Source organism: Nonomuraea jabiensis, assembly GCF_014204795.1.
GTDB classification, from domain to species: Bacteria; Actinomycetota; Actinomycetes; order Streptosporangiales; family Streptosporangiaceae; genus Nonomuraea; species Nonomuraea jabiensis.
On the sequence record NZ_JACHMB010000001.1, the window covers coordinates 1,678,245 to 1,702,035 of the forward strand.

The window sequence follows — 23,791 nt, forward strand, 5'->3', positions numbered from 1 at the left end:
ATCTGTCGGTTCTGGCTGATATCCATGATCACCCAGCGTTTCCGATCATGAGTGGAGCCGTGTGATGACGTCAGCGGGCGCATGGGACTACCTGGACCCGGCCACGAGGGCCGCCTACCAGCGGTTCGACGAGCTCCTCGAGCAGGGACTCGACCCCGGCCCCGGCGTCGACTGGCGGGTCTACGGCACTTACGCACAGATGAAACTCTGGCTGGGTCCGGAGGGCGGCCACGACTACGACGAGCGGGTGCTACGCGTGGTCCGGTCGGTGGCCGAGCGCGACATCGACTTCACCTACCGGGAAGCGCACCACCTCATGGAGCGGGCGGGGTACTGGGTACGGCAGGGACACACTCGCTACGAGGAGCTGTTCCGAATCCCGCTCGCGGCGGCCCGCCGGTTCGACTATCAGCTGCGCCGGGACCTGCTGCGCTGGCTGACGTCGGGACCGTGGCTGAAGGACGCGCGGGCGCTCCTGGCCGGGCAGGTGACCGAGCTGCTCACCGAACCAGCCGAGCACGGCCCGGCCGGGGTGGTCCGGACCGAGATCGGGGACACCGACCACTTCGCCCGCATGCTGGCCGAGGAGTACGGCGCGCGCCTGGTCGAGGTGCTGCCGCTGTTCCGCCATTGGAACACCGCCCGCTCGACCAAGCCCAGCGCCCGGTGGCTCAGGAACGCCGCGCGGATGCTCACCCCCGGCGCGGTCGCCCTGGTCCGTGAGCTGCTCACGCGGCTGGCGGCCTACCGGGGCGGAGACTGGGTCGTCCGTTACGACGATAGGGAGTGGCGGGACAAGGTCTTCCTCAAGGAGGACACCATCGTCGTGGTGCGCGGCATCCTGTGGACCTGTCAGGTCATCGACGAGCGCTGGGTGACCTCGCTCGTCACCGGCGTCGCGATGACCTGCGGCACCGGCAGCAACGGGATGGGCTCCACATGCCGCTGCGAACCCGTCACCAACGCCGCCGTCGGCGTCCTGGCCCGCAGGGGCGGCCTCGACGTGATCGTCCCGCTGTCCAGAATCCAGGCGAAGGTGCGCGCGAGGTCCGTACAGAGGAATCTGAGCCTCGCCCTCGACGCGGTGGCCGTCGAGAACGGGCTGACCGGCGAGCAACTGCTCGACCGGACGGTCCCCACCTTCGGCCTGGACACCGGCGGCGTCCGTGAGGAGAAGATCGGCGACTACCGGGTCAGGCTGTCCGCCGACGTACCCGCCCTGCGCTACATGAACGCCGCGGGCAAGACCGTCAAGTCGCTGCCCAAGGATCTGCGCGCGGAGCTGTCCGATCTGCGGGCCATCCTGAAGGAGCTCAAGCTGGCGCAGGCGGCCGTGCGGTCCCGTTTGGAACAGGCGATCGTTCATGAACGGACGTGGCACTGGCGCGAGGTGACCGAGCACTTCCTCGACCATCCCGTCACCGGTCCCTACGCCCGCACCCTGGTCTGGCAGATCGCCGGCGGCCCGGCTGCCCTGCCGGTCAAGACCTCCGACGGCTGGGAACTGGCCGGCTACCGCCCCGCCCCCGACGCCGTGGCAGGCCTGTGGCATCCGATCCACGCAACCGCCGACGAGGTCGCGGCGTTGCGCGACCATCTTCTCGAAGGTGGTGTACGCCAGCCGTTCAAGCAGGCCTTCCGCGAGATCTACCTGCTGACCCCCGCCGAGGAGCGGACCGGCACCTTCTCCAACCGCTTCGCCGGCCACATTCTGCGCTACGGCCAGGCCCGGACCCTGCTGGGCCAGCGCGGCTGGACCGGCCGGTCGATCGGCCACTGGGACTACGACAACGGCGGCGACCAGGGCGAAGTAGTGCGTGACCTGGCGGGCTGGCAGGCCCGATGGTCCATGCACATCACCTCCGCCCCCGGGGCCGAGACCACCATGCTGTGCGCGACCAGGGGCATCACCTTCCACCGCGACGGGCAACCGGCGTCGATGGCCGATCTGCCGCCGCTGGTGATGTCGGAGATCCTCCGCGAGGCCGACCTAGCCGTGGGCGTGGCCTCGGTCGCCCGCGACGACCAGGCGCTGATCGGCCACGAAGGTTATTGGCGCTCCCATGGCTTCGGCGAGCTGACGGAGACGGCCAAGACCCGGCGCGAGGTGCTGGCGCGGCTGCTGCCGAAACTGAAGATCGCCTCCCGGGTGGAACTGACCGACAGATTCCTTCTTGTCCGGGGTGATCTGAAGACGTACAAGATCCATCTGGGGTCGGCGAACATCCTGATGGAGCCCAACGACGCGTACCTGTGCATCGTCCCGGCGAGCGGGCGCGCGGCCGGATCGGTGTTCCTGCCGTTCGAGGACGACGGAGGGACGCTGTCGGTGGTCCTTTCGAAGGCGTTCCTCCTGGCCAACGACACGGCGATCACCGACCCGACGATCACCCGGCAGCTCGGCTGAACGACCACCCGGACACCGTCGCATCAGATTCCCGGGAGTTACCAGCCGCCTGGGCAGATCGTCCTCAGCCAGCGCCGAGTCCGGGCTCGATCACCGCCCGCGGCTCGTCATTGACCTCCCACGGCTTCCGCTTGGCCACGCATGCTCCAACCACCCGGCTACAGCGAGAGAAAAGCACAGCAGAGATCATGCTGTTAGGACTTCCAAGCCGCCAGACCGTCGGCACGCTCAACCCGCTCATAAATCGGCCACCGGTCGCACAGACGAAGACGAGTCCAACGCATTGTCGAATTGCTGCAAGGAATGCCCCGGCCAGGCGAAGACTTCGGTCCGGGGTGGGCTCCAGCAGGCCCAGCCGGTAACCAGGCAACGGGTGGGCCCGACCAGTCGCCGAAGGCGTGGGGTGCGCCGACAGGCGCCTTGATGAGAACAGCCTGAGCCCCGAGCGCGAAGCGCTCCCTTGGGGAAGCCCTTTTCGCTCGGGGCGGCAGTCCAGCAGGCTCACCTGCTACTTGGCGTTTGCTTTCAGGTAGTCGGTGTTCATGCGGGCGATGGTGTCCAGCGGGATCCCCTTGGGGCACACCGCCGTGCACTCCCCCGTGTTCGTGCAGCCGCCGAACCCCTCCGCGTCCATCTGGTCCACCATGGCCTTGGCGCGGGACAGGCGCTCCGGCTGGCCCTGGGGCAGCAGGCTCAGGTGGGTGATCTTGGCGGCGGTGAACAGGGAGGCGGAGCCGTTCGGGCAGGCCGCCACGCACGCGCCGCAGCCGATGCAGGTCGCCGCGTCGAAGGCCGCGTCCGCGTCCTCCTTGCGTACGGGGATGCTGTGGGCGTCCGGGGCCGAGCCGGCCGGGACCGAGACGAAGCCGCCCGCCTGGATGATCCGGTCGAAGGCGCTGCGGTCCACGACCAGGTCCTTGACGACGGGGAAGGGGGCGGCGCGCCACGGCTCGATGGTGATCGTGGCGCCGTCCTCGAAGTGGCGCATGTGCAGCTGGCACGTCGTCGTCGCGCGCTGTTCGCCGTGGGCGACGCCGTTGATGACCATGCCGCACATGCCGCAGATGCCCTCGCGGCAGTCGTGGTCGAAGGCGATCGGGTCGTCGCCCTCCAGGATGAGGCGCTCGTTGAGGACGTCCAGCATCTCCAGGAAGGACATGTCCGGGGAGACGTCCTCAACCCGGTAGGTCACCATCCGGCCGGAATCGCTAGGGCCGCTCTGGCGCCAGACCTTGAGGGTCAGGTTCACTTGTAGCTCCGCTGGGTCATCTTGACGTACTCGTACTCGAGCGCTTCCTTGTGCAGCACCGGCCCGTCGGGCGTGAACTCCCAGGCCGACACGTGCGCGAAGTGCTCGTCGTCGCGCAGCGCCTCGCCGTCGGCGTCCTGGGACTCGGCGCGGAAGTGGCCGCCGCAGGACTCGGTGCGGACGAGGGCGTCCAGGCACATGAGCTCGGCCAGGTCGAAGAAGTCGGCCACGCGGCCGGCCTTCTCCAGGACCTGGTTCAGCTCCTCCGCCGTGCCGCTCACCTTGACGTTCTGCCAGAACTCCTCGCGCAGCTCGGGGATGCGCTCCAGCGCCTTGCGCAGCGACTCCTCGGTGCGCTCCATGCCGCAGTAGTCCCACATGAGCTTGCCCAGCTCGCGGTGGAAGGAGTCGGGGGTACGGGTGCCGTTCACGGCCAGGAGCCGGTCGATCTTGCTCCGGACCTTGATCTCGGCCTCCGCCACGGCCTCCTCGTCCACGTCGCCGAACGGCCCGGCGGCCAGGTAGTCGCCGAGGGTGGTCGGCAGGACGAAGTAGCCGTCGGCCAGACCCTGCATCAGCGCCGAGGCCCCGAGGCGGTTGGCGCCGTGGTCGGAGAAGTTGGCCTCACCGATGACGAACAGGCCCGGGATCGTGGACTGCAGGTCGTAGTCCACCCACAGCCCGCCCATCGTGTAGTGGACGGCCGGGTAGATGCGCATCGGCACGTCGTACGGGTTCTCGCCGGTGATGCGCTCGTACATCTCGAAGAGGTTGCCGTACTTCTTCTCCACGGCGTCGCGCCCGAGACGCGCGATGGCGTCGCGGAAGTCCAGGTAGACGCCCAGGCCGCCGGGGCCGACGCCGCGGCCCTCGTCGCAGACGTTCTTGGCGGCGCGGGAGGCGATGTCACGCGGGACCAGGTTGCCGAAGGCGGGGTAGATCCGCTCCAGGTAGTAGTCGCGCTCCTCGTCCGGGATGTCCCCGGGGGCGCGGGTGTCGTTCTTGCGCAGCGGCACCCAGACGCGGCCGTCGTTGCGCAGCGACTCCGACATCAGCGTCAGCTTCGACTGGTACTCGCCGGAGACGGGGATGCAGGTCGGGTGGATCTGCGTGTAGCAGGGGTTGGCGAAGTACGCGCCGCGCTCGTGCGCCCGCCAGATCGCCGTCGTGTTGCAGCCCTTGGCGTTCGTGGACAGGAAGAACACGTTCCCGTAGCCGCCGGTGGCCAGCACCACGGCGTCGGCGAGGTGGCGCTCGATCTCGCCGGTCACCATGTCGCGCACGATGACGCCGCGCGCCCGCCCGTCGGAGACGATCACGTCGAGCATCTCGTGCCGGGTGTGCATGGTCACGGTCCCGGCCGCGATCTGCCGCTCCAGCGCCTGGTAGGCGCCCAGCAGGAGCTGCTGGCCCGTCTGGCCGCGGGCGTAGAACGTACGGGAGACCTGGGCGCCGCCGAAGGAGCGGGTGTCGAGCAGGCCGCCGTACTCGCGGGCGAAGGGGACGCCCTGCGCCACGGCCTGGTCGATGATGTTCACCGAGACCTGGGCCAGGCGGTAGACGTTCGACTCGCGGGCGCGGAAGTCGCCGCCCTTCACCGTGTCGTAGAAGAGCCGGTAGATGCTGTCGCCGTCGCCGCGGTAGTTCTTGGCGGCGTTGATCCCGCCCTGCGCGGCGATGGAGTGCGCGCGGCGCGGCGTGTCCTGGTAGCAGAACGACGTGACGTTGTAGCCCAGCTCGCCCAGCGTCGCCGCGGCCGAGCCGCCCGCCAGGCCGGTGCCGACCACGATCACGTTGAGCTTGCGCTTGTTGGCGGGGTTGACCAGCTTCGCGCTGAACTTCCGCTTCTCCCACCGCTCTTCGATGGGCCCGGCCGGAGCCTTGGTGTCCCGGATCTCCGGGCCTTCCGTATATTTCATTACTTCACAACTCCGAAGGTGATCGCGAGCGGCGGCGCGAGGAACCCGATGACCAGCACGGCGGACACCAGTCCGGCGATCGGCCGGAGAGCCTTGTTCCGCGTGCGGTTGGCCCAGCCGAGGGTCTGGAAGGCGCTCCAGATGCCGTGCCGCAGGTGCAGGCCGACCATGACGACGGCGACCACGTAGATCAGGGTCACCCACCACCGGGAGGCGTCGAAGCCGGCGATCATCCGGTCGGCGGGCGCGGAGTCGAAGCCCTTGGGGTTCACGACGCCGAAGGTCAGGTCCAGCAGGTGCCAGACGAGGAAGAGCAGGATCGTGAGGCCGCCGAACCGCATGATGTGCGTCGCGTAGCCGTTCGCCTGCGACTTCTTGGCGACGTACTTGACCGGCCTGGCCTGGTGGGCGCGGCGGGCCAGCGAGATCGCGGCCCACATGTGCAGGACGACCGACGCGACGAGGACGACCTCGAGCAGGGTCAGCACCGTCCGATAGGGCGCGATCGGCTCCAGGAGCGTACGCAGCGCGTGGGCGTACTCGTTGAACGAGTCCTTGCCCAGGAAGATCTTGAGGTTGCCGAGCATGTGGAGGACGAGGAAGATCACCATCACGGCCCCGGTGACGGCCATGACGGCTTTCTTGCCGTTCGACGAGCGCAGGAACCCGCCGGGCCTCCTGCTCGTCGGAGGGTTCTTGCGAGCGGTAACAGGCGCGGTGGCTGCGCCGCGCTCTATCGTGGCAGTCACGTCTTCAAACGCTAGGTATCCAGCAATCATCCGTCCAAGTCATGACGGGTCTGGTTTCGATAGCCACCGGCTATGATGCTTGGTTTGTACGGTCGCCCCACGGAAACGACGCCGCTCGGTGCGAGGAAAATCACATGCAGTTGCAGCAGCTCGCGTACTTCGTGGCGGTCGCGGAGGCCAGGCACTTCACCCAGGCGGCCGAGCGCATGAGGGTCGCGCAGCCGTCGCTCAGCAAGCAGATCAAGGCCCTGGAGGCCGATCTGGGCGCCCCGCTGTTCTCCCGGGCCCGGGGCAACGTCACGCTGACGCCGGCCGGTGAGGCGCTGCTGCCGCTCGCCCGCCGGATCCTCGCCGACGCCGACACCGCCCGGCAGGAGGTGGCCCAGCTCGCCGGGCTCCGCCGGGGCCGGGTGCGGCTCGGCGCCACGCCGTCGCTCTGCGCGGGGCTGATGGCCGACGCGCTGGCCCGCTTCCACCGCGCGTACCCGGGGATCGAGCTGCTGGTGGAGGAGGGCGGCTCGCGTGACCTCGTCAGGGCGCTCGCGCGGGGGCAGCTCGACCTGTCGCTGATCATCATGCCGCTGCAGAGCGACGACCCCTCGCTCGTGACCGAGGAGATCCTGCGGGAGAACCTGGTGGTGGCCGCGCCCTCCCATGAGCGGCCGAAGGGGCCGTACATGGAGATCGAGGCCCTGCGCGGGCGCCAGATGGTGATGTTCAGGCGTGGCTACGACCTTCGGGAGGCCACGCTGGCGGCCTGCCGGCAGGCCGGGTTCGAGCCCAGGTTCGCGGTGCAGGGCGGCGAGATGGACGCCGTGCTGCGGTTCGTGGAGGCGGGGCTGGGCGTGGCCGTGGTGCCCTCGATGGTGCTCGACGGGCGCCCTGGGCTGTCCGGCACGCCGCTCGCGCCGCCGGGGCTCAGCCGTACGATCGCGCTGGCCCAGCGTAAGGACGTCGAGCCGACCAGGGCCGCCCAGGCGTTCAGGGAGACCCTGCTGTCGTTCGTCGTGGAGGCCGGTCACGAGGGCACGCTTCCGCAAGGGGTCGATCTCATCGCAGAATGACTCTGGACAGCCCGACTTCTTAATGAGGCCCCTTGACGGCACATCTCTCGGAAACGCTGACGCTGCTCCTGATCGAGGACAACGACGGCGACGCCTTCCTCGTCGAGGAGCTGCTCAAGCAGGCCCTCGCGCCGCCCAAGGTCTTCTGGGCGCGCAGCCTTCAGGAGGCCAAGGCCAAGCTGACGCCGCAGATCCAGTGCGTCCTGGTCGATCTCTCGTTGCCGGACGCGAGCGGCCTGGAGGCCCTGAAAGAGGTGCTCGCGCTGGCGCCGCACACCGCCGTGCTGGTGCTCACCGGACTTAGAGACTCGCACGTGGGCGTGGCCGCCGTCCAGGCCGGCGCGCAGGACTACCTGGTCAAGAGCGACGTCGACGAGCGGCTGCTGGCCAGGGCGATCCGGTACGCGATGGAACGCAAGCGGGCCGACCTGGCCCACGTCAGCCTGGTGCAGGCGGAGCTGACGGCCAAGGAGAACTCCAGGCTGCAGAACGCCCTGCTCCCCGGCCCTCTGCTGCGTACCGAGGCGATCGAGCACGTCACCCGCTACCTGCCGGGCAGCGGCGGCACGCTGGCCGGCGACTTCTTCGACACCGTGCAGACGCCGGACGGCTCGGTGCACATCGTGGTCGGCGACGTGTGCGGGCACGGGCCCGACGAGGCGGCCCTCGGCGTGGCGCTGCGCATCGCCTGGCGCACGCTGGTCCTCGCCGGCCAGACGGACGACACGCTGCTGCGCACGCTCGACGCCGTGCTGCGGGCCGAGCGGAACAGCCCCGAGATCTTCACCACCCTGTGCATGGCCACGATCAGCCCCGACCTGCGGCACGCCAGGATGCGCGTGGTCGGGCACCCGCCGCCGGTGCTGGTGCGCGACGGCGCCGTCCAGGTGGTCGACGGCACGCCCTCCGGGCCGCCGCTCGGGATCTTCCCGGACGCGGAGTGGTCGGTGATCGACGTGCCGCTGGGCGAGGAGTGGTCCATGATGCTCTACACCGACGGCCTGATCGAGGCCGCGGTGGGTGAGAGCCAGGAGTTGCTCGGCCTGGAGGGCCTGCTGGGTCTCGTACGCGAGCACGGCGCCATCGACCTCGACCGGCTCATCACCCACGTGGGCACCCTGAGCGACGACCTCGCCGTGGTCCTGGTCCGGAGGAGGAGACGATGAGCATCAACCCGCTGCCTCCCGCCAAGGAGCCGATCGGGCTGGGCAGGCTGCCCGTGGCCCGCTGGTTCCTGATCATGGGGCTGGTGGCGGGGATCGTGCTCCTGGCCGCGATCCTGATCGCGATGATGATCGGCGCGCGGGCCCGCGAGATGGCCAGGACGCCCGCCGTCGCGGAGCAGCTCGACGTGCTCAACATGGTGCTGATCGTGCTCTTCGCGGCGATGCTCGCGTTCGGCATCGCGCTGGCCTTCATCCTCCGCTACGCCGTGCTGAAGCCCATCGACCAGCTCGCCGAGCAGGTCCGCACGGTGGCCGCCGGCGACTTCGACCACACCCTGCACGTCGACAGGCCGGCGGAGCTGGCCGAGCTGTCCAGCCACGTCGACTCCATGCGCGCCCGCATCGTGTCGGCCTGGCGGGCGGCCGCCGACCAGGCCGAGGAGCTGCGCAGGTCCAACGGGGAGCTGGAGCAGTTCGCGTACGTGGCCAGCCACGACCTGCAGGAGCCGCTGCGCAAGGTCGCCAGCTTCACGCAGATGCTGGAGCAGCGCTACGGCTCCCAGCTCGACGAGCGGGCCAAGCAGTACATCCAGTACTCGGTCGACGGCGCCAAGCGCATGCAGCTGCTGATCAACGACCTGCTCGACTTCTCCAGGGTCAGCCGGATGACCGGCGGGAAGAGCACGGTCGACACGGGGAAGGCGCTCGACCTGGCGCTGGAGAACCTCTCGGCCGCGATCGAGGACAGCGAGGCCACGGTCACCAGGGACGAGCTGCCCGTGGTCAGGGGCAACCGGGTGCAGCTCACGCAGCTGTTCCAGAACCTGGTCGAGAACGCGATCAAGTTCCGCGCCGGGGCGGCCCCGCGCGTCCACATCGGGGTCACCAGGTCCGGCGGCATGTGGGAGTTCAGCTGTTCCGACAACGGCATCGGGATCGAGCCCAAGTACGCCGACCGCATCTTCCTGATCTTCCAGCGACTTCATGCCCGCGACGTGTATCCAGGTACTGGCATCGGGCTGGCACTTTGCCGCAAGATCGTCGAGTACCACGGCGGACAGCTCTGGCTCGACGGCGAGGCCGAGGGCCAGGGCGCGACGTTCCGCTGGACACTGCCGGCTTCGGGAGACGACGATGAATGAGGGGCGCCCCATCGAGGTGCTTCTGGTGGAGGACGACCAGGGTGACATCCTGCTCACCAAGGAGGCCTTCGACTTCAACAAGGTGCGAAACCGGCTCAACGTGGTCAATGACGGCGAGCAGGCGATGGCGTACCTGCGTAACGAGGACGGCTACACCGACGCGCCGCGGCCCGACCTCATCCTGCTCGACCTCAACCTGCCGCGGATGAGCGGCATGGAGGTGCTGGCCGAGGTCAAGGCCGACGTCGGGTTGCGGACGATACCGGTGGTGATCCTGACGACCTCCGAGGCGGAGGAGGACATCCTGCACAGCTACCGGTTGCACGCCAACGCGTATGTCTCCAAACCGGTGGATTTTGAGCAATTTATCCGGGTTGTCCGGCAGATAGATGATTTTTTCGTGACTGTGGTTAAGTTGCCGGTCCAAGGGCAGCGCCCTGACGGGCGGACGTGACAGGAATCACAGCAAGTCATCGAAATTGTGAGTGACCCCGCTCACAAATTCGCATGCTGTCGTCGTAACGTATCCCCCACCAACGCGCGCCTGAGCGGTCGCTCGCCGCCCGCGCGCCCAGCGAATACGAAAACCACGGACCCCCTGCGCGACGGGTCCGCGGGAGGTGGAGAGGTCCGCGATGACCCAGACTACGCCCGACGCTCCGGTCAGAAGGCAGCGAGCGCAAGTCAAGGTGCGCACGCTGCGCACCGACAGATGGTGGCTTGTTCCGCTGCTGACGTTCCTCGGGCTCAGCTCATTCCTTGTCTACGGCGTGTGGGCGATCATCGACAACAGCTATTTCGTCGATCCCTACATAGCGCCGTTCGCGTCGCCCTGTCTGGCGACGTCATGTCCCGAGGGGGCCCGGCTGTTCGGCCTGGCGCCGTTCGGCGACTGGTACGCACTGCCGCCGGGACTGCTGATCCTCGGCCTGCCGGGCGGTTTCCGGCTTACCTGCTACTACTACCGCAAGTCCTACTATCGCTCGTTCTGGCTCTCGCCTCCGGCGTGCGCCGTCCAGGAGCCGCACGGCAAGTACACCGGCGAGCGGCGCTTCCCGCTGATCCTGCAGAACGTGCACCGCTACTTCTTCTACGCGGCCATCGTGATCGGCCTCATCCTGGCCTACGACGCCGTCCTGGCGCTCGTCCACAAGCCGATCGGCCTGGGCACCTGGATCCTGGTCGTCAACGCCGTCCTGATCAACGCCTACACGCTGTCGTGCCACTCCTGCAGGCACATCACCGCGGGCAGGCTCAACCACTTCTCTCGTCACCCGCTGCGGTACCGGGCCTGGACGTTCGTGTCCAAGCTCAACGCCAAGCACCAACCCCTCGCGTGGGCCTCGATGTTCTCCGTCATGGGCGCCGACCTCTATGTCCGCCTGGTGGCCAAGGGCATCATCGCCTTCCCGTACGCGTAAGGACCAGCTTCAGTGGATAACTCGCTTAACACAGAGCGTCACGAATACGACGTCGTCGTCATCGGCGCGGGCGGCGCCGGCCTGCGGGCCGCGATCGAGGCCCGCCAGCAGGGCAAGAAGACGGCGATCGTGTGCAAGTCGCTGTTCGGCAAGGCGCACACCGTCATGGCCGAGGGCGGCGCGGCCGCCGCGATGGGCAACGTCAACCCGGCCGACAACTGGCAGGTGCACTTCCGCGACACCATGCGCGGCGGCAAGTTCCTCAACAACTGGCGGATGGCCGAGCTGCACGCCAAGGAGGCGCCCGACCGCGTCTGGGAGCTGGAGGCCTGGGGCGCGCTGTTCGACCGCACCAAGGACGGCAAGATCAGCCAGCGCAACTTCGGCGGGCACGAGTACCCGCGGCTCGCACACGTGGGCGACCGTACCGGCCTGGAGCTGATCCGCACCCTGCAGCAGCGCGTCGTCGCCCTCCAGCAGGAGGACTACGAGAAGCACGGCGACTACGAGGCCTACATCAAGGTCTTCGCCGAGTGCACGATCACGCGGCTGCTCAAGGACGGGGAGCGGATCTCGGGCGCGTTCGGCTACTGGCGCGAGTCCGGAAATTTCGTGCTTTTCGATTCGCCCACCGTGGTCCTGGCCACCGGCGGCATCGGCAAGTCGTACGTCGTCACGTCCAACTCCTGGGAGTACACCGGCGACGGCCACGCCCTGGCCCTGCTCGCCGGCGCCAACCTGATCAACATGGAGTTCATCCAGTTCCACCCCACCGGGATGGTCTGGCCGCCCTCCGTGCGCGGCATCCTCGTCACCGAGTCCGTCCGCGGTGACGGCGGCGTGCTGCGCAACTCCGAGGGCAAGCGCTTCATGTTCGACTACATCCCGGACGTCTTCAAGGACAAGTACGCGACCACGGAGGAGGAGGGCGACCGCTGGTACACCGACCAGGCCAACAACCGGCGCCCGCCGGAGCTCCTGCCGCGTGACGAGGTGGCCCGCGCCATCAACGCCGAGGTCAAGGCCGGTCGCGGCTCACCGCAGGGCGGCGTCTTCCTCGACGTCTCGACCCGGCTGCCCGCCGAGGAGATCAAGAAGCGGCTGCCGTCGATGCACCACCAGTTCAAGGAGCTGGCTGACGTCGACATCACCGCCGAGCCCATGCAGGTGGGCCCGACCTGCCACTACATCATGGGCGGCGTCGAGGTGGACGCCGACACCGGCGCGGCGGCCGTGCCCGGGCTCTTCGCCGCGGGCGAGGTGTCCGGCGGCATGCACGGCTCCAACCGGCTGGGCGGCAACTCGCTGTCCGACCTGCTGGTGTTCGGGCGCCGGGCGGGCGCGGGCGCGGCGGCGTACGTGGACTCGCTGGAGGCACGTCCCAAGGTCCTGCCCGAGCTCGTGGAGGAGGCCCGCCAGGAGGCGCTGGCGCCGCTGGGGCGCGACGGCGAGAACCCGTACGAGGTCCACCACGAGCTCCAGCGGACGATGAACGACCTGGTCGGCATCATCCGCAAGGCCGAGGAGGTCTCCGAGGCGCTCCAGGTCGTGGAGAAGCTCAAGGAGCGCGTCCAGGTGGTCGGCGCGGCCGGGTCCCGCATCTACAACCCCGGCTGGCATCTCGCGATCGACCTGCGCAACATGGTGCTGGTCTCGCAGTGCGTGGCGCGCGCCGCGCTGCTGCGCGAGGAGAGCCGCGGCGGGCACACCCGCGACGACTTCCCCGGGATGGACCCGGAATGGCGCCGCAAGCTGCTCGTCTGCTCCACCGAGGACGGCTTCACGGTCAAGGTGGAGGAGAAGCTCCAGCCGAGCATGCGCGACGACCTGATCACCCTGTTCGACCGGGACGAGCTGAAGAAGTACCTCACCGACGAAGAGATGGCCGAGTTCGACGGGATTTCGAAATGAGCTACAAGGCGAAGTTCAAGGTCTGGCGCGGGGAGGGCGGTGAGGGCAAGCTCGAGGACTTCACCGTCGAGGTGAACGAGGGCGAGGTCGTCCTCGACATCATCCACCGGCTGCAGGCCACGCAGGCGCCCGACCTGGCGGTGCGCTGGAACTGCAAGGCGGGCAAGTGCGGCTCGTGCAGCATGGAGATCAACGGCAAGCCGCGGCTGGGCTGCATGACCCGGATGTCCACCTTCGAGGAGGACGAGACCATCACGGTCACGCCGATGCGGACGTTCCCGGTCATCAAGGACCTGGTGACGGACGTGTCGTTCAACTACCAGAAGGCGCGGGAGGTCCCGTCCTTCACGCCGCCGGCCGGCGTCCGGCCCGGCGAGTACCGCATGCAGCAGGTCGATGTCGAGCGGTCCCAGGAGTTCCGCAAGTGCATCGAGTGCTTCATGTGCAACAACGTCTGCCACGTCATCCGCGACCACGAGGAGAACAAGGCCAACTTCTCCGGCCCCCGGTTCCTCATGCGGATCGCCGAGCTGGACATGCACCCGTACGACGTGGCCGACCGTCAGGAGGCCGCGCAGGACCAGCACGGGCTCGGCTACTGCAACATCACCAAGTGCTGCACCGAGGTCTGCCCCGAGCACATCAAGATCACCGACAACGCGCTGATCCCGATGAAGGAGCGCGTGGTGGACCGCAAGTACGACCCGCTGGTGTGGCTCGGCAACAAGATCTTCAAGCGCGCCAAGTAGGCACGCACGAATGAGGGGGGCTGGATCTCCAGCCCCCCTCATTTCCTTGCCCGGCTACTTCTTGCGGCCCCAGCGCCTGCGCTTGGGGTCCGGCATCTCCTTGGTCTGCTCCGGCTGCCCGGCCTCCGGCGGCAGCGGCTGGACGACGGTCGCCTCCGCGTCGGGCGCCAGGTAGGGCGGCGGGTCGTACGCCTGCTGCTCCTGGTTGCGGACCGGCGGGTCGAACAGGGACTGGCCACCGCCCTGCCACGGCTCCGAGTCGCCGGACTCGGCCGCCGAGACCGGGCCGAGCGGGCGCTCCTGGCCGGGAACCTCGTAAGGGTCGGCGCCGCCCGGCGGGATGTCCGCCGGCGGCGGGTCCGCCGGGACCAGCGGCTCGAACGGGTCGCGGAACTCCTTGGGCTTGGGCGGCTCGTGGTTGAAGGAGTCGAACTCGTCCGGGTGCAGCACCACCGGCTCCGCCGGCGGCGGCGGGGGCTCCTGCGCGTAGCCCTGGGGCGGGTACGGGTGCTCCTCGTAGCCGGGGACCGGGCCGCTCGGATACGTCTGCACGGGGACGAAGCTGATGATCGGCGCGTACGCCGTGCCGCCCGGGTAGCCGGGCGCGGGGAAGCCCGCCGTCGTGTAGTAACCGGGCCCCGCCGGGTAGCCGCCGCCCGGAGGAGGCGGAGGCATGTCCGGCCGGCCCATCTGCGGCCCGGCCTTGCGCACGGCCGCCGCGTGGGCCATCCGGCGCAGGCGTCCCTCGAAGATCAGGACGGCGAAGAGCGCGAGCAGGACCAGCACCAGCGCCGGGATGCTGAGCTTCTGCGTCAGCGACTTCTGGTCGAACTCCGGCGCCGCGTTACGCAGCTCCAGCGGCACCTCCTCGGAGGAGGCGGCCTGCGTGTCGCTCGGCTGCGCCGACGGCGCGGTGACCGGCTCGGAGGACGCGACCTCCGGGATGTCGATGGACGGCTCGGAGGTGGTCTGCGACGGGGTCGGGACCGTCTCTACCGTCTGGGTGGGCAGCGGCTGGGGGTTCAGGTTCTGCGGCGGCGGGGCGCTGGTGGTCGCCGGAGCCGCCGTGGTCTTGGTCGGCTTGGGGGTCTTGCTCGCCTTCGTCGGAGTGGAGGTGACGGTCTTGGTGATCGTCGTCTCGGGCTCCTCGGGCTCCGGCGTGCCCGCCGTCTCGGTGACCGTCACGGTGGTCTCCGGCGTGGTGTCGCACACCTCGCCGATGTCACAGGGCTCGACCGGCTGGTACGCCGACACGGACGCGCTCGCGCTCTGTACGATGAACGGCGTCGCCCCGACGCCGGCCAGACCCAGCGCCAGGACGACAGCGGACGCGGCCGTCGCTCGCGTGCGTGCCACCGGTGCCCTCCGCGTATCCCGTAACCTTGGTCAAGGGAATACTAGTCGGGTCAAAGTAACAGTAAAGCCCGAATTAACCTACGTTTTGCTTCTTCGGCGTCTTTGCACCGTGCCAATCACCCACAGGGCTCCCAGCAGCACTCCGATGCCTCCGGCGACCACCGGCAGCCCCTTCGGGCCGTCCAGCGGGCTCGCCCATGCGACAGGGCGAGTGTGCTTCCGCGTCGCGGCCACGTTCCACGGCAGCGGCACCACGCCTTCGGCGCCGCGCGTGGGCTGCCCGGCCGCTCCCGGAGCGGCTTGCGGGGCCGCCATGCCGGGCAGGAGGGGCGCGTCGACCAGCGGGGGCGACGCGCCGGGCATGGCCAGTGAGGGCGGGGCGCCGGGCACCGGCTGCGGCACCGCCTCCGGCAGCCGCGGCGCCTGCGGCAGGCCCTCGGGCAGCCGCGTCAGCCCCTGAGGCAGCTGTGGAGCAGCCTGCGGTGGCCGCTGCAGGCCCTGCGGCGGCTGCGGAACGGCCTGGGGCAGCTGCGGCGCGGCCTGAGGCGGCCGCTGCAGACCCTGAGGCAGTTGCAGGCCCTGCGGTAGCTGCGGCATGGCCTGAGGTGCCCGCTGCAGGCCCTGGGGCGGCTGCGGGACGGCCTGAGCCAGCCCGGGCGCCTGCGGGGCGCCTTGGGGGCCTTGGGGCAGCCCGGCCAGGCCCGGCCCGCCCTGGGGCCACTGCGGCAGCATCTTGAACTGCCTGGGCGCGCCGAGACCGCCGCCCTTCAACCGGCGCGTGGTCCCTCCGACCGCCGCACGCCGCGGCGCGGCCGCTTCAGCGGGCCACTGGCCCTCCAGCAGCACGCCGGCCCCGGCCAGCAACCTGCGTTTGGCATGCGCCCCGGCGACCTCCGCCTCCTCCGTGCCGGCCTGCACCTTCGCCCAGGCCCGTGCGGGCGGGGCAGGCTGCTGCAGTTGAGCGAGGAGCCGCTCCTTCGCCGCGGCGTACTCCCGGCTGGGCACGCCGGACGGCATGCCGGAAGCGGCGGGCCGGGGCTCCGCCGGGCCCACGCGGACTGCCGGGCCGCTGAAGCCCGCGTCCTCGTCCATGACGCGCGTGGCGGCGGTCTTGGTCTTGGTCGTCTGCGGGCCGCCCGTGTCGGCCCGCATCCCGGCCACCGCGGCGAGCACCACCTGCTTCGCCCCCGACGGCGTGGTGAGCGTCACGTCCACTTCCCGCTCACCGGCGAGGTCGCCCAGCTCGCACACCCGCGTCCCGGGCGGGACCGCGCTCGGCAGCACCGAGCCGCCCGTGACGCTCAGCGCCCGGGCCGCCAGGTCCCGCGCGGCCCGCACCCCGCCCCTGGCCGCCCCCAGGCCGGGCTCCGCGGCGGGCGCGGAAGGCGTGCCCGGAGCCGCCGTGGCGCAGGACACCTGCGTCAGCGCCGACGCCGGGCTGGCCGCGATCGCCACCTTGACGCCGTCGGCCATCCCGTTGAGCCGCACCCGGAACCGCTGGACGTCGCCCGTCCTGATCCACATTCCGGGCGTGCTCACCCGCTCCAGCACCAGCGACACCCGGGAGGCCGCCAAAGGCACGGAGGGCACAGCCGCCAGGATCAGAGCGCCCGCAATGATCCAGCCACGCCGCATCACTCCCAACTCCCCCGTTGCGACAGATGTCACTCTTGGTAGTCATTCTGTCACACAGAGGAAGCAACTAATCCCGCGAAAGGAGCAGATTCTCCACAGTCTTCATCACGGGCAGATCCGCCCCGAGCCACTCGACCGAGAAATACTCGCCGGGCCCCAGCCACCGCAGCGCCAGGTGCTCCCGAGCCTCCGGGACCCCCGAGGCCAGCGAGCACAGCCACACGCGCAGCACGTACCCCTCGGAAAGCGACCAGTCCCCGCCCACCTGCTCACCCACCGTGACCTCCACGCCGAGCTCCTCGCGGCACTCGCGGACGAGCGCCGCCGTCTCGCTCTCGCCGGGATCCACCTTCCCGCCAGGGAACTCCCAGCCACCCGCGAGCGCCGGAGGCTCGGCGCGCTGGGCGGCCAGCACCCGAGCGCCCGGCGCGACGATCACCGCGGCCACCACGACCGTGTCGAAATCATTCACAGCGTAGGATTCTGCAGCTTCTTCAGCTGCTCGAGAACGTCGGGGTTCTGGAGGGGGCGGGTGAAACCGATGCGGTTGTCCCGCGCTTGATAGCTGGTGACCTTGATCGGCCCGCACAGCCGGCACCGGGCCTCCAGCATCTTGCCCTTCGACACGACGAGCCCGACGTGACCGGGGTTGTCGGCGGACGTGCCCGGACCGGCGTTGAAGAACACCAGGTCACCGGGCTGTTCCTGGCCCTCTAAAACCTTCACGCCGAACGGCCACTGCCCGAACGTCGTACGCGGGATCGTCAGCCCCGCCTCCCGATAAGCCGCGAAGATGACGCCCGAGCAGTCGAACGCGTCGGGCCCCGTCCCGCCCCACAGATAGGGCTTGCCGCGCTGCGCCAGCGCGTATTCCAAAATCTTGGCCACGATGTCGCTCGGCGCGGCCTCCACCAGCGAGTCGTCGCATTCCTCCGAAGCCTGCGGCGGCACCTTGACGTCGCCCGACTTGGCGTACTTCCTGGCGATCGCCTCGACCTGGTCCACGTACCACCAGGCCCGGTTGTAGACGAACAGCGCCTGCCGCACGTTCTCCGGGGCGCCGTTGCGCTTGAGCATCCGCGCGGCGCCGAGGATCGCGTCGGCCGGGTTGTAGATGTCGCCCACCCCGTCGCCGTCGCCGTCGGAGGCGTACCCGGTGAACTTCGACGACATCGCCACCCTGGCCTTGCCGCCCCACGTGGAGATCAGGAACTGCATCGGCCCGGCCGCGCCCGCGTAGTTGGTGCCGCTCTTGACGCCCGGCAGGTTGGAGCGGCCGTGGTCGGTCTCGCGCTTGCCCACGGCGGCCAGGATGTTCCACTGGACGCCGATCTTCTTGCCGTACTTCTTGTAGAACTCCAGGTATTCGGCGGGGATGTCCGACGCCGCCGAGTCGGACACCTCCTCCACCTGCGTCTTGTCGTTGCAGTCGGGCGAGGTGCCGCCCTCGCTGAGGAACGACGGCAACGAGATCAGCAGCATCGGCGACACGATGACCGCCACCAGGAGCAGCACGCCGGCGGCGCCGATCAGCAGCGCCAGCCGGGTACGTGAGAGCTTCACCCCGAGGTGTCCCCCTCCTGGCCCTCAGCGGCAGGCCGGATGTCGAAGATCCGCCAGTCGGCTCCCGACTGGGTCACCGTGACCGCGTACTCCTCCTGGGCCGTCTGGTTACCGCTCTTGGCGGTGACCTGCCTGGCCGAGGCGACCACGAAGATGATGGAGTTCTTCTCGATCTGCCTGATCTCCTTCAGCCTGGCCGTGGCCTTGGAGACGATCTGGTCGTTGCGGTTCTGCTCGACGGTGCCCGCCGAGGTCATGGTCCTGGTCAGCTCGTTGCCGAGCTCGGCCGTGGTGTACGCCTTGACGCGGGTCGCGTACGCCGCCGGGTCCTCGTCGTACCTGAAGGTGCCGTACTCGGCGGTGAACCGCTCGGCCAGGTCCGCCGTCGCGGCCAGTTGCTCCTTCTTCATCGGCAGGAACGAGTAGATGTCGAACGGCGCGGCGCTCGCGGTCGCCAGCGGCGTGCTCGACGGAGCCGGCGCGCTGGCGACCCTGGCCGGCTCCTGGCCGGGACCGGCCTGCTCCTGCTGGTCGGGCCACATGGTCAGGTAGATGCCGACCGCGGCGATGACCACGACGACTGCGGCGAAGGCCAGCCCCCGCCTGTCACCTCGCTGCGCCATGCTTCAGTCCTTGTCCGGGCTGCTCGGCTTGAGCCAGAACGGCACGTCCGTGCTGTCTCCTCCGGAGCCGCCGTTGCGGCTGCTGCGCAGCCAGAGGGGCGGGGCCTCGGAGGTGCGGGACGAGGGCTCGTCCGAGCCGAAGATCCGGGGGCCGGACGAGCCGCCGGACGGCCTGGTGCCGCCGCCCGACCGGGCGGTGCCGTTGGTCCTCGAACCGCCGCCGAACAGGCCGCCACCCGAACCGCCGCCCGAGCCGCCACCCGAACCGGCCCGCGACCCGCCGCCCGAGCCACCGGAGCCGCCGCCGAACAGCCCGCCGCCGCTCCCGCGCGAGCGCGTGCCGCCCGAGCCGCCCGAGCCGCCGAACCGCGAGCCGCGCGACCCGCCGGACGAACCGCGCGAACCCGACGAACCGCCGCGGGACGCCCAGCCGCCGCCGGACCGGCCGCCGAACCAGCCCCCCGCCGAGCCGCCGCCGGAACCACCCGAGCCACCCGAGCCACCGGAGCCGCCGGAGGCCGTGCCACCGGCCGCGCCGGCCACCCGGGGGCCGCCCGCCGCGGGACCGCGCGTGCGGGTGGGCGCGCCCAGGTTGAGCGGCGGCGCCGTGCCCCTGCGCGGCTCCATCGGAGCCCTGCCGGCCGCCTTGCCGCCCTGCTGGTCGGTGTCCAGCGGCGCGGCCGTGGCCGGTACGCGGGTGCCCGAGGGAACGCCCTCGCCCTCCTCGGCGCGTACCCGGACCTGCCCTGCGGCGCCCGCCGCCGTGGCCGCGGCGCCCGCCGGGTTGGCCGCGCCGGCCGCCCTGATGATCGGCTCGGCCTTGCGCAGCCCCCAGCGGCCGATCCTGGCCGAGGCGACCGGCGGCAGCGCGCCCGCGGACCGCTCGAGGACCGACGAGCTCGCCGCCTCGCCCAGCATGCGGGTGGTGACCGTGTGGCCGTTCATGGAGGCGAACAGGTGCTGGAACGGCCTGCGGTAGAAGAACACCGCGATCGTCAGCAGGGCCATGAACAGCACCTGCAGGCCCCATGGCATGGCCGTGGAGATGATCAGCGCGTACCCGTAGACGAGGACGCTGAGCACCAGCGTGAGCACGGCCTGCCTGAGCAGCGTGCCGACGAGCATCTCCACCCAGCGCATGGCGACGATCCGGCCGCTGCCCGGATGGACGCCGATCAGCAGGAACACCGGCCCGAGGATCAGCAGCAGCAGGAAGCCCACCTTCAGCACCAGCAGCGAGACCGCCACCAGGAAGATGAGCAGCCCGGCCACGATCGCCGCGATGAACGCGCCGACCGCCACGCCGAGCCGGTTGGACCAGTCACGGCCGGAGAAGACGGTGTAGACGGGGTCGTTCTTGAGCTTGTCGGCCAGCGAGGCGTACTCCGACTGGCGGGCGCCCACGTCGGGCGCCGGCTGGCCGGCCACGGCCCGCGGGACCGACTGCATCTCCAGCACCTTGCGGCCCCAGTCGCGCACGATCGGCTGCTGCGGGTCGGCGGTGCCGAACAGGCCCACCAGCCACGGCTTGCAGACCAGCGTGGACCACAGCGCGTCGGCGTTCTGGTCGACGCCCGGCGTGCCGGTCTGGGCGTAGCCGCCGGCCTGGACCTTCGCGTCGGTGCCGCCGGGCGGCGGCAGGCAGGAGGCGCCACCCGCGCCCGGCAGGCCGGAGAAGGCCGAGTTGACGACCTCGCCGGTCTTGTCGGTCACGACCTTGCCCAGCCCGGTGAAGTCGCCGGGACGGCTGAGGAACCAGACCGCCACGGTGACCGCGAGCACCATCCAGATCACGCCCTCGGCGGTCGTGGTGGCGCGCTTGCGGATCAGCCCGTACCAGGCCAGCCAGATGGCGCCGAGGATGACGATCGGCTGGAGGAAGGGCCAGTACATGGCCTTGGCGAGGTTGCTGACGATGTCGTCGACCACGTCCTTGATCGCCTGGAGCGGTCCCTCCGTCGCCGCCGCCTGGTACGTGGTGATCGTCAGCCGGTCGATGGCCTTGGCCGCGGTGAAGATGCCGTTGGCCCACATGTTGCCGAGCACGGCGACGTAGTCGGAGCAGCCCAGGTCGTGGGTGTGCCAGAACTGGCCGCTCATGCCGAACTGGGCATAGTTGGTGGTCGGCGTCTGCGGCCCGCCCTCGGGCGCCGGCGCCTGGATCAGGCCGTCGGTGCCGCCGCCGACCATCTCCGGGTTGAGCGGGCCCGACAGGTCACAGGGCGCCGCGGCGGCCGGGGCCGACAGCCCGCCCACCACGATCGGCACCACGAGAATGCTCGTGACGAGCGCGAGCGCCAGTGCGAGCCGTCGAGACAGCCGGATCTTCATGACCGTACCTCCTGCGCCCTGCCCACGCCCCCCTGAAGATCATCATGCCCGCTGCCGTCGGGTTTGTCGTGCGTCGGGTTCGTGTCGAGCCAACGGAGAAGTTCCTCGGAGATCAGGTCTACTCCGATCCGCCCCGCCCTGCCATCCAGATCGCGGAAAATGCATTCCCCGTTGCCGAGCGAGCGCAGCACGGCCTTGTGCTCCTCCGACGGCTCCACCCCGAGCAGCGACATGACGTGGTCCACCTCCACCCGTTCGGTGGACCTGAACGCGAAGACGGACGACAGGCAGTTGGTCACCTGCTCGTTGAGCAGGTCGCCCGCGTTCTGCGAGACCAGCACGAGAGCGGTGTTGCGGGAACGGCCCATCCGGCTGACCTCGGGCACCAGCTTGGCGCCCTCGGGCGTGGAGGTGATCGCCCACGCCTCGTCCAGGAAGATCGCCTTGGGGGCGCGCCGGTCGAGGCCGTTCATCAGCCTGCGCGCGAACTGGGAGACCAGGTAGAGCAGCGCCACCGACAGCCGCTGCTCGTAGGAGTAGTCGTCCCTGGTCGTGGCCACGTCGGGGAGCGTCAGCCCGCCCAGCGTGAACACGGTCGTCCACCCCTGGCTGTCGATCTGGTCGCCGCCGGAGGGGTCGAAGCAGAGCCTGGCCAGGTGCATCTCCGACATCGAGCGCAGCACCGCGCCCAGGTTCTTCGAGGCGGGGTCGTCGGCCTGCTCCAGGAAGTCGACGACCTTGCCCAGCGACGGGTCGGGCGCGTTGGAGACCGCGGCCACCGCCTGGATCATCGCCGACTCGCGCTCCTCCGACATCCGCGGCAGCAGCAGCCGCAGCGTCTCGGTGGCCATGGTCTTCTTCGCCGCGATGTCGTCGCCGAACGAGAACGGGTCGAGCAGCCCCGGCGCCGCCGACCCCAGCGGGATGATGCGGGCCTTGCGGCCCCGCTTCTCCAGCAGCCGCACCAGCGACTCGGCGTCGCCCTTCGGGTCGATCACCGCGACCGTCACGCCCCTGAGCGCCATCTGGTAGATCATCAGCAGCGCGAGCGTGGTCTTGCCGCCGCCGGGCTCGCCGGTGATCGCGATGGCGGTCGGCCGGTTGCGGGTGGCCGCCACCAGCGGGTCGAAGTGCACGATGCTGCGGGCCCTGCCGACGGTCTCGCCGATGTACGGGCCGAGCCAGCCCTCGGTGCCGTCGCCCGGCCGGTCGCCGAGGTCGACGGTGGCGGTGGCCATGCCGCCCGCGATGGTACGCAGGGGCTGCCGCTGCGCGTAGGCGTTGACGCGTACCCTCTCGCCCGGCAGCGTCTCGCGGAACAGCGAGAACTGGTCGCCCGTCGAGTTGACCACGTCGATGCCCATGTCGCGGTAGTGCTCGACGACCGCCTCCACGCGCTGCACGCAGATGTCCTCGGTGGGGGCCGACACGATCAGGCGGTGCCAGCCGTACACGAAGGGCAGCCGTTCCTTCGTGATGCCGTGCTCCAGCATGCGGGCCGCGTCGATCTGCTCGGCCAGCGCCAGCGGCGCCTCGGCGCCGGCCTCGCGGATGTGGTGGTCCATGTCGCGGGCGTGCGCGAGCTTGCGCGCGACGTCCTTGGACGCCTTGACCGGCGGGATCAGCCGCATCCGCGACGAGATCTCCACGGGGAAGGCGAGCTGGTCCGCGAAGTGCATCCACGGCTCGCCGTCCGGGAACGGCATGAGGTCGGGGAACCGCGCGAACGACAGGTAGGCCACGTACGAGTCGCCCTGCGGCTGCACGATGCGCAGCAGCGACCTGCCGTTGTGGATCTCCCCCTCGACCAGCGACTCGATCTCGCCCTTGCCCCAGCGCCGCTTCGGGCTGGCCGACGGCGGCGGGTCGCCGAGCGCGCCCGCGGCCGCGTGCTGGAACAACCACGCCACCTCGACGGAGGTGGCGTGCCTGGCGTAGAGGGCGCTCGACGTGAGCGCCCTGCCGAGGCGTTCGGCCTGCTCGGTCCAGCGCCCGATCTCGCTGTCGGGGACGTGGTCGTCCTCCATGCCGAGCGCCTTCTCGGTCTTCTGGTAGAAGCCGAAGAGCTGGGACAGCACGCCGGCGCCGAGCTGCTTGCCGCGCGGGCCGAGCCGCACGCCGAGGTAGACCTCCTTGGACCAGAAGTCCTTCGCCCAGACGTGCCGGTACATCTCCTCCAGGTAGTCGCGCCAGCCGGGCCCCTCGTCGGAGGTGGCGTTGAGCGCCATGGCCCACTCGGCGGCGGGGTACGTGCGGTGCGCGACCCTCAGGTGCACCTCGGCGTCGGGCATCCTGATCGCGGCCAGCGCGATCGTGATGTTGGTGGCCAGCGCCTCCCGTTCGTCGGGCGTGACGAACTCATAGCTGACCGTCGGAAGGCGGAAGTACGCCCATGCGTCGGTGTCCGTGAGCAGGATGCGGTCGTCGAAGTACCGGACCGCCAGGCGCTGGTGCGCTCGTGCCGCCCTGCTCATGCCGCCCCCTCGGCGCATGAACGGGCCAGACC

At 70.1% G+C, this 23,791-nt stretch carries 18 protein-coding genes; 8 read left to right on the forward strand and 10 right to left on the reverse strand.

Annotation, left to right across the window (positions count from 1 at the left end):
- Window positions 1-64: 64 nt before the first annotated feature.
- Complete coding sequence (locus HD596_RS07185) at window positions 65-2,407, forward strand: DUF4132 domain-containing protein (protein ID WP_185068517.1); 2,343 nt, start codon at window positions 65-67, stop codon at window positions 2,405-2,407.
- Between the two features lie 508 nt (window positions 2,408-2,915).
- Here HD596_RS07185 and HD596_RS07190 read toward each other — a convergent pair.
- From HD596_RS07190 to HD596_RS07200, 3 genes are read right to left on the reverse strand one after another with little or no spacing between them, the layout of a single operon-like run.
- Window positions 2,916-3,656: a succinate dehydrogenase/fumarate reductase iron-sulfur subunit gene (locus tag HD596_RS07190; RefSeq protein ID WP_185068518.1), complete on the reverse strand. Its 741-nt coding sequence runs from the start codon at window positions 3,654-3,656 to the stop codon at window positions 2,916-2,918.
- Window positions 3,653-5,575 carry a fumarate reductase/succinate dehydrogenase flavoprotein subunit gene (locus HD596_RS07195; protein WP_185068519.1) on the reverse strand — a complete coding sequence of 641 codons (1,923 nt, stop codon included), beginning with the start codon at window positions 5,573-5,575 and terminating at the stop codon, window positions 3,653-3,655. The genes HD596_RS07190 and HD596_RS07195 overlap by 4 nt, the downstream gene beginning before the upstream one ends.
- Complete coding sequence (locus HD596_RS07200) at window positions 5,575-6,324, reverse strand: succinate dehydrogenase cytochrome b subunit (protein ID WP_313043084.1); 750 nt, start codon at window positions 6,322-6,324, stop codon at window positions 5,575-5,577. Before HD596_RS07200 ends, HD596_RS07195 begins: the two co-directional genes overlap by 1 nt.
- Before the next feature lie 134 nt (window positions 6,325-6,458).
- Here HD596_RS07200 and HD596_RS07205 point away from each other — a divergent pair, with 134 nt between their 5' ends.
- The 7 genes from HD596_RS07205 (at window position 6,459) to HD596_RS07235 (ending at window position 13,777) form a co-directional block, all read left to right on the forward strand.
- Window positions 6,459-7,388, forward strand: a complete 930-nt coding sequence (locus HD596_RS07205) for a LysR family transcriptional regulator (protein WP_185068521.1) — start codon at window positions 6,459-6,461, stop codon at window positions 7,386-7,388.
- A gap of 32 nt (window positions 7,389-7,420) precedes the next feature.
- Entirely contained in the window at window positions 7,421-8,554 is a 1,134-nt protein-coding gene (locus HD596_RS07210) for a PP2C family protein-serine/threonine phosphatase (RefSeq protein ID WP_185068522.1), read from the forward strand.
- Complete coding sequence (locus HD596_RS07215) at window positions 8,551-9,696, forward strand: sensor histidine kinase (RefSeq protein WP_185068523.1); 1,146 nt, start codon at window positions 8,551-8,553, stop codon at window positions 9,694-9,696. Before HD596_RS07210 ends, HD596_RS07215 begins: the two co-directional genes overlap by 4 nt.
- Window positions 9,689-10,150, forward strand: a complete 462-nt coding sequence (locus tag HD596_RS07220) for a response regulator (RefSeq protein ID WP_185068524.1) — start codon at window positions 9,689-9,691, stop codon at window positions 10,148-10,150. Before HD596_RS07215 ends, HD596_RS07220 begins: the two co-directional genes overlap by 8 nt.
- 181 nt (window positions 10,151-10,331) lie before the next feature.
- Window positions 10,332-11,117, forward strand: a complete 786-nt coding sequence (gene sdhC / locus HD596_RS07225) for a succinate dehydrogenase subunit SdhC (protein ID WP_185068525.1) — start codon at window positions 10,332-10,334, stop codon at window positions 11,115-11,117.
- A 12-nt stretch (window positions 11,118-11,129) separates the two neighbouring features.
- Window positions 11,130-13,028: a fumarate reductase/succinate dehydrogenase flavoprotein subunit gene (locus tag HD596_RS07230; protein ID WP_185068526.1), complete on the forward strand. Its 1,899-nt coding sequence runs from the start codon at window positions 11,130-11,132 to the stop codon at window positions 13,026-13,028.
- The gene (locus tag HD596_RS07235) at window positions 13,025-13,777 is read left to right on the forward strand and encodes a succinate dehydrogenase/fumarate reductase iron-sulfur subunit (protein ID WP_185068527.1); all 753 of its coding nucleotides are present in this window, start codon (window positions 13,025-13,027) and stop codon (window positions 13,775-13,777) included. Before HD596_RS07230 ends, HD596_RS07235 begins: the two co-directional genes overlap by 4 nt.
- Before the next feature lie 54 nt (window positions 13,778-13,831).
- On the opposite strand, the gene HD596_RS07240 is transcribed toward HD596_RS07235, so the two are convergent.
- The 7 genes from HD596_RS07240 to HD596_RS07270 all read right to left on the reverse strand — a co-directional run bounded on the left by HD596_RS07240 (window position 13,832) and on the right by HD596_RS07270 (window position 23,759).
- On the reverse strand, window positions 13,832-15,133 hold the full coding sequence (locus HD596_RS07240) for a hypothetical protein (RefSeq protein ID WP_185068528.1): 1,302 nt from the start codon (window positions 15,131-15,133) through the stop codon (window positions 13,832-13,834).
- A gap of 78 nt (window positions 15,134-15,211) precedes the next feature.
- A complete protein-coding gene (locus HD596_RS07245) occupies window positions 15,212-16,723 on the reverse strand; it encodes a hypothetical protein (RefSeq protein WP_185068529.1) in 1,512 nt (503 codons plus the stop codon).
- Window positions 16,724-16,835: 112 nt separating this feature from the next.
- Window positions 16,836-17,240, reverse strand: coding sequence for a (deoxy)nucleoside triphosphate pyrophosphohydrolase (locus HD596_RS07250; RefSeq protein ID WP_313043091.1), 405 nt, complete (start codon window positions 17,238-17,240; stop codon window positions 16,836-16,838).
- Window positions 17,237-18,331: a C40 family peptidase gene (locus HD596_RS07255; protein WP_185068530.1), complete on the reverse strand. Its 1,095-nt coding sequence runs from the start codon at window positions 18,329-18,331 to the stop codon at window positions 17,237-17,239. Before HD596_RS07255 ends, HD596_RS07250 begins: the two co-directional genes overlap by 4 nt.
- A complete protein-coding gene (locus tag HD596_RS07260) occupies window positions 18,328-18,954 on the reverse strand; it encodes a hypothetical protein (protein WP_185068531.1) in 627 nt (208 codons plus the stop codon). Before HD596_RS07260 ends, HD596_RS07255 begins: the two co-directional genes overlap by 4 nt.
- A gap of 3 nt (window positions 18,955-18,957) precedes the next feature.
- A complete protein-coding gene (locus tag HD596_RS07265) occupies window positions 18,958-21,285 on the reverse strand; it encodes a type IV secretion system protein (protein WP_185068532.1) in 2,328 nt (775 codons plus the stop codon).
- Window positions 21,282-23,759 carry an ATP-binding protein gene (locus HD596_RS07270; protein WP_185068533.1) on the reverse strand — a complete coding sequence of 826 codons (2,478 nt, stop codon included), beginning with the start codon at window positions 23,757-23,759 and terminating at the stop codon, window positions 21,282-21,284. The genes HD596_RS07265 and HD596_RS07270 overlap by 4 nt, the downstream gene beginning before the upstream one ends.
- Between the last annotated feature and the right edge of the window lie 32 nt (window positions 23,760-23,791).

Bases quoted from the DNA above. Each gene is read 5' to 3' on its own strand.
- HD596_RS07195 (WP_185068519.1), bottom strand. From the start codon at position 5,575: ATGAAATATACGGAAGGCCCGGAGATCCGGGACACCAAGGCTCCGGCC.
- HD596_RS07260 (WP_185068531.1), bottom strand. From the start codon at position 18,954: ATGGCGCAGCGAGGTGACAGGCGGGGGCTGGCCTTCGCCGCAGTCGTC.
- HD596_RS07235 (WP_185068527.1), top strand. From the start codon at position 13,025: ATGAGCTACAAGGCGAAGTTCAAGGTCTGGCGCGGGGAGGGCGGTGAG.
- HD596_RS07265 (WP_185068532.1), bottom strand. From the start codon at position 21,285: ATGAAGATCCGGCTGTCTCGACGGCTCGCACTGGCGCTCGCGCTCGTC.
- sdhC (WP_185068525.1), top strand. From the start codon at position 10,332: ATGACCCAGACTACGCCCGACGCTCCGGTCAGAAGGCAGCGAGCGCAA.
- HD596_RS07215 (WP_185068523.1), top strand. From the start codon at position 8,551: ATGAGCATCAACCCGCTGCCTCCCGCCAAGGAGCCGATCGGGCTGGGC.
- HD596_RS07220 (WP_185068524.1), top strand. From the start codon at position 9,689: ATGAATGAGGGGCGCCCCATCGAGGTGCTTCTGGTGGAGGACGACCAG.
- HD596_RS07270 (WP_185068533.1), bottom strand. From the start codon at position 23,759: ATGAGCAGGGCGGCACGAGCGCACCAGCGCCTGGCGGTCCGGTACTTC.
- HD596_RS07205 (WP_185068521.1), top strand. From the start codon at position 6,459: ATGCAGTTGCAGCAGCTCGCGTACTTCGTGGCGGTCGCGGAGGCCAGG.
- HD596_RS07185 (WP_185068517.1), top strand. From the start codon at position 65: ATGACGTCAGCGGGCGCATGGGACTACCTGGACCCGGCCACGAGGGCC.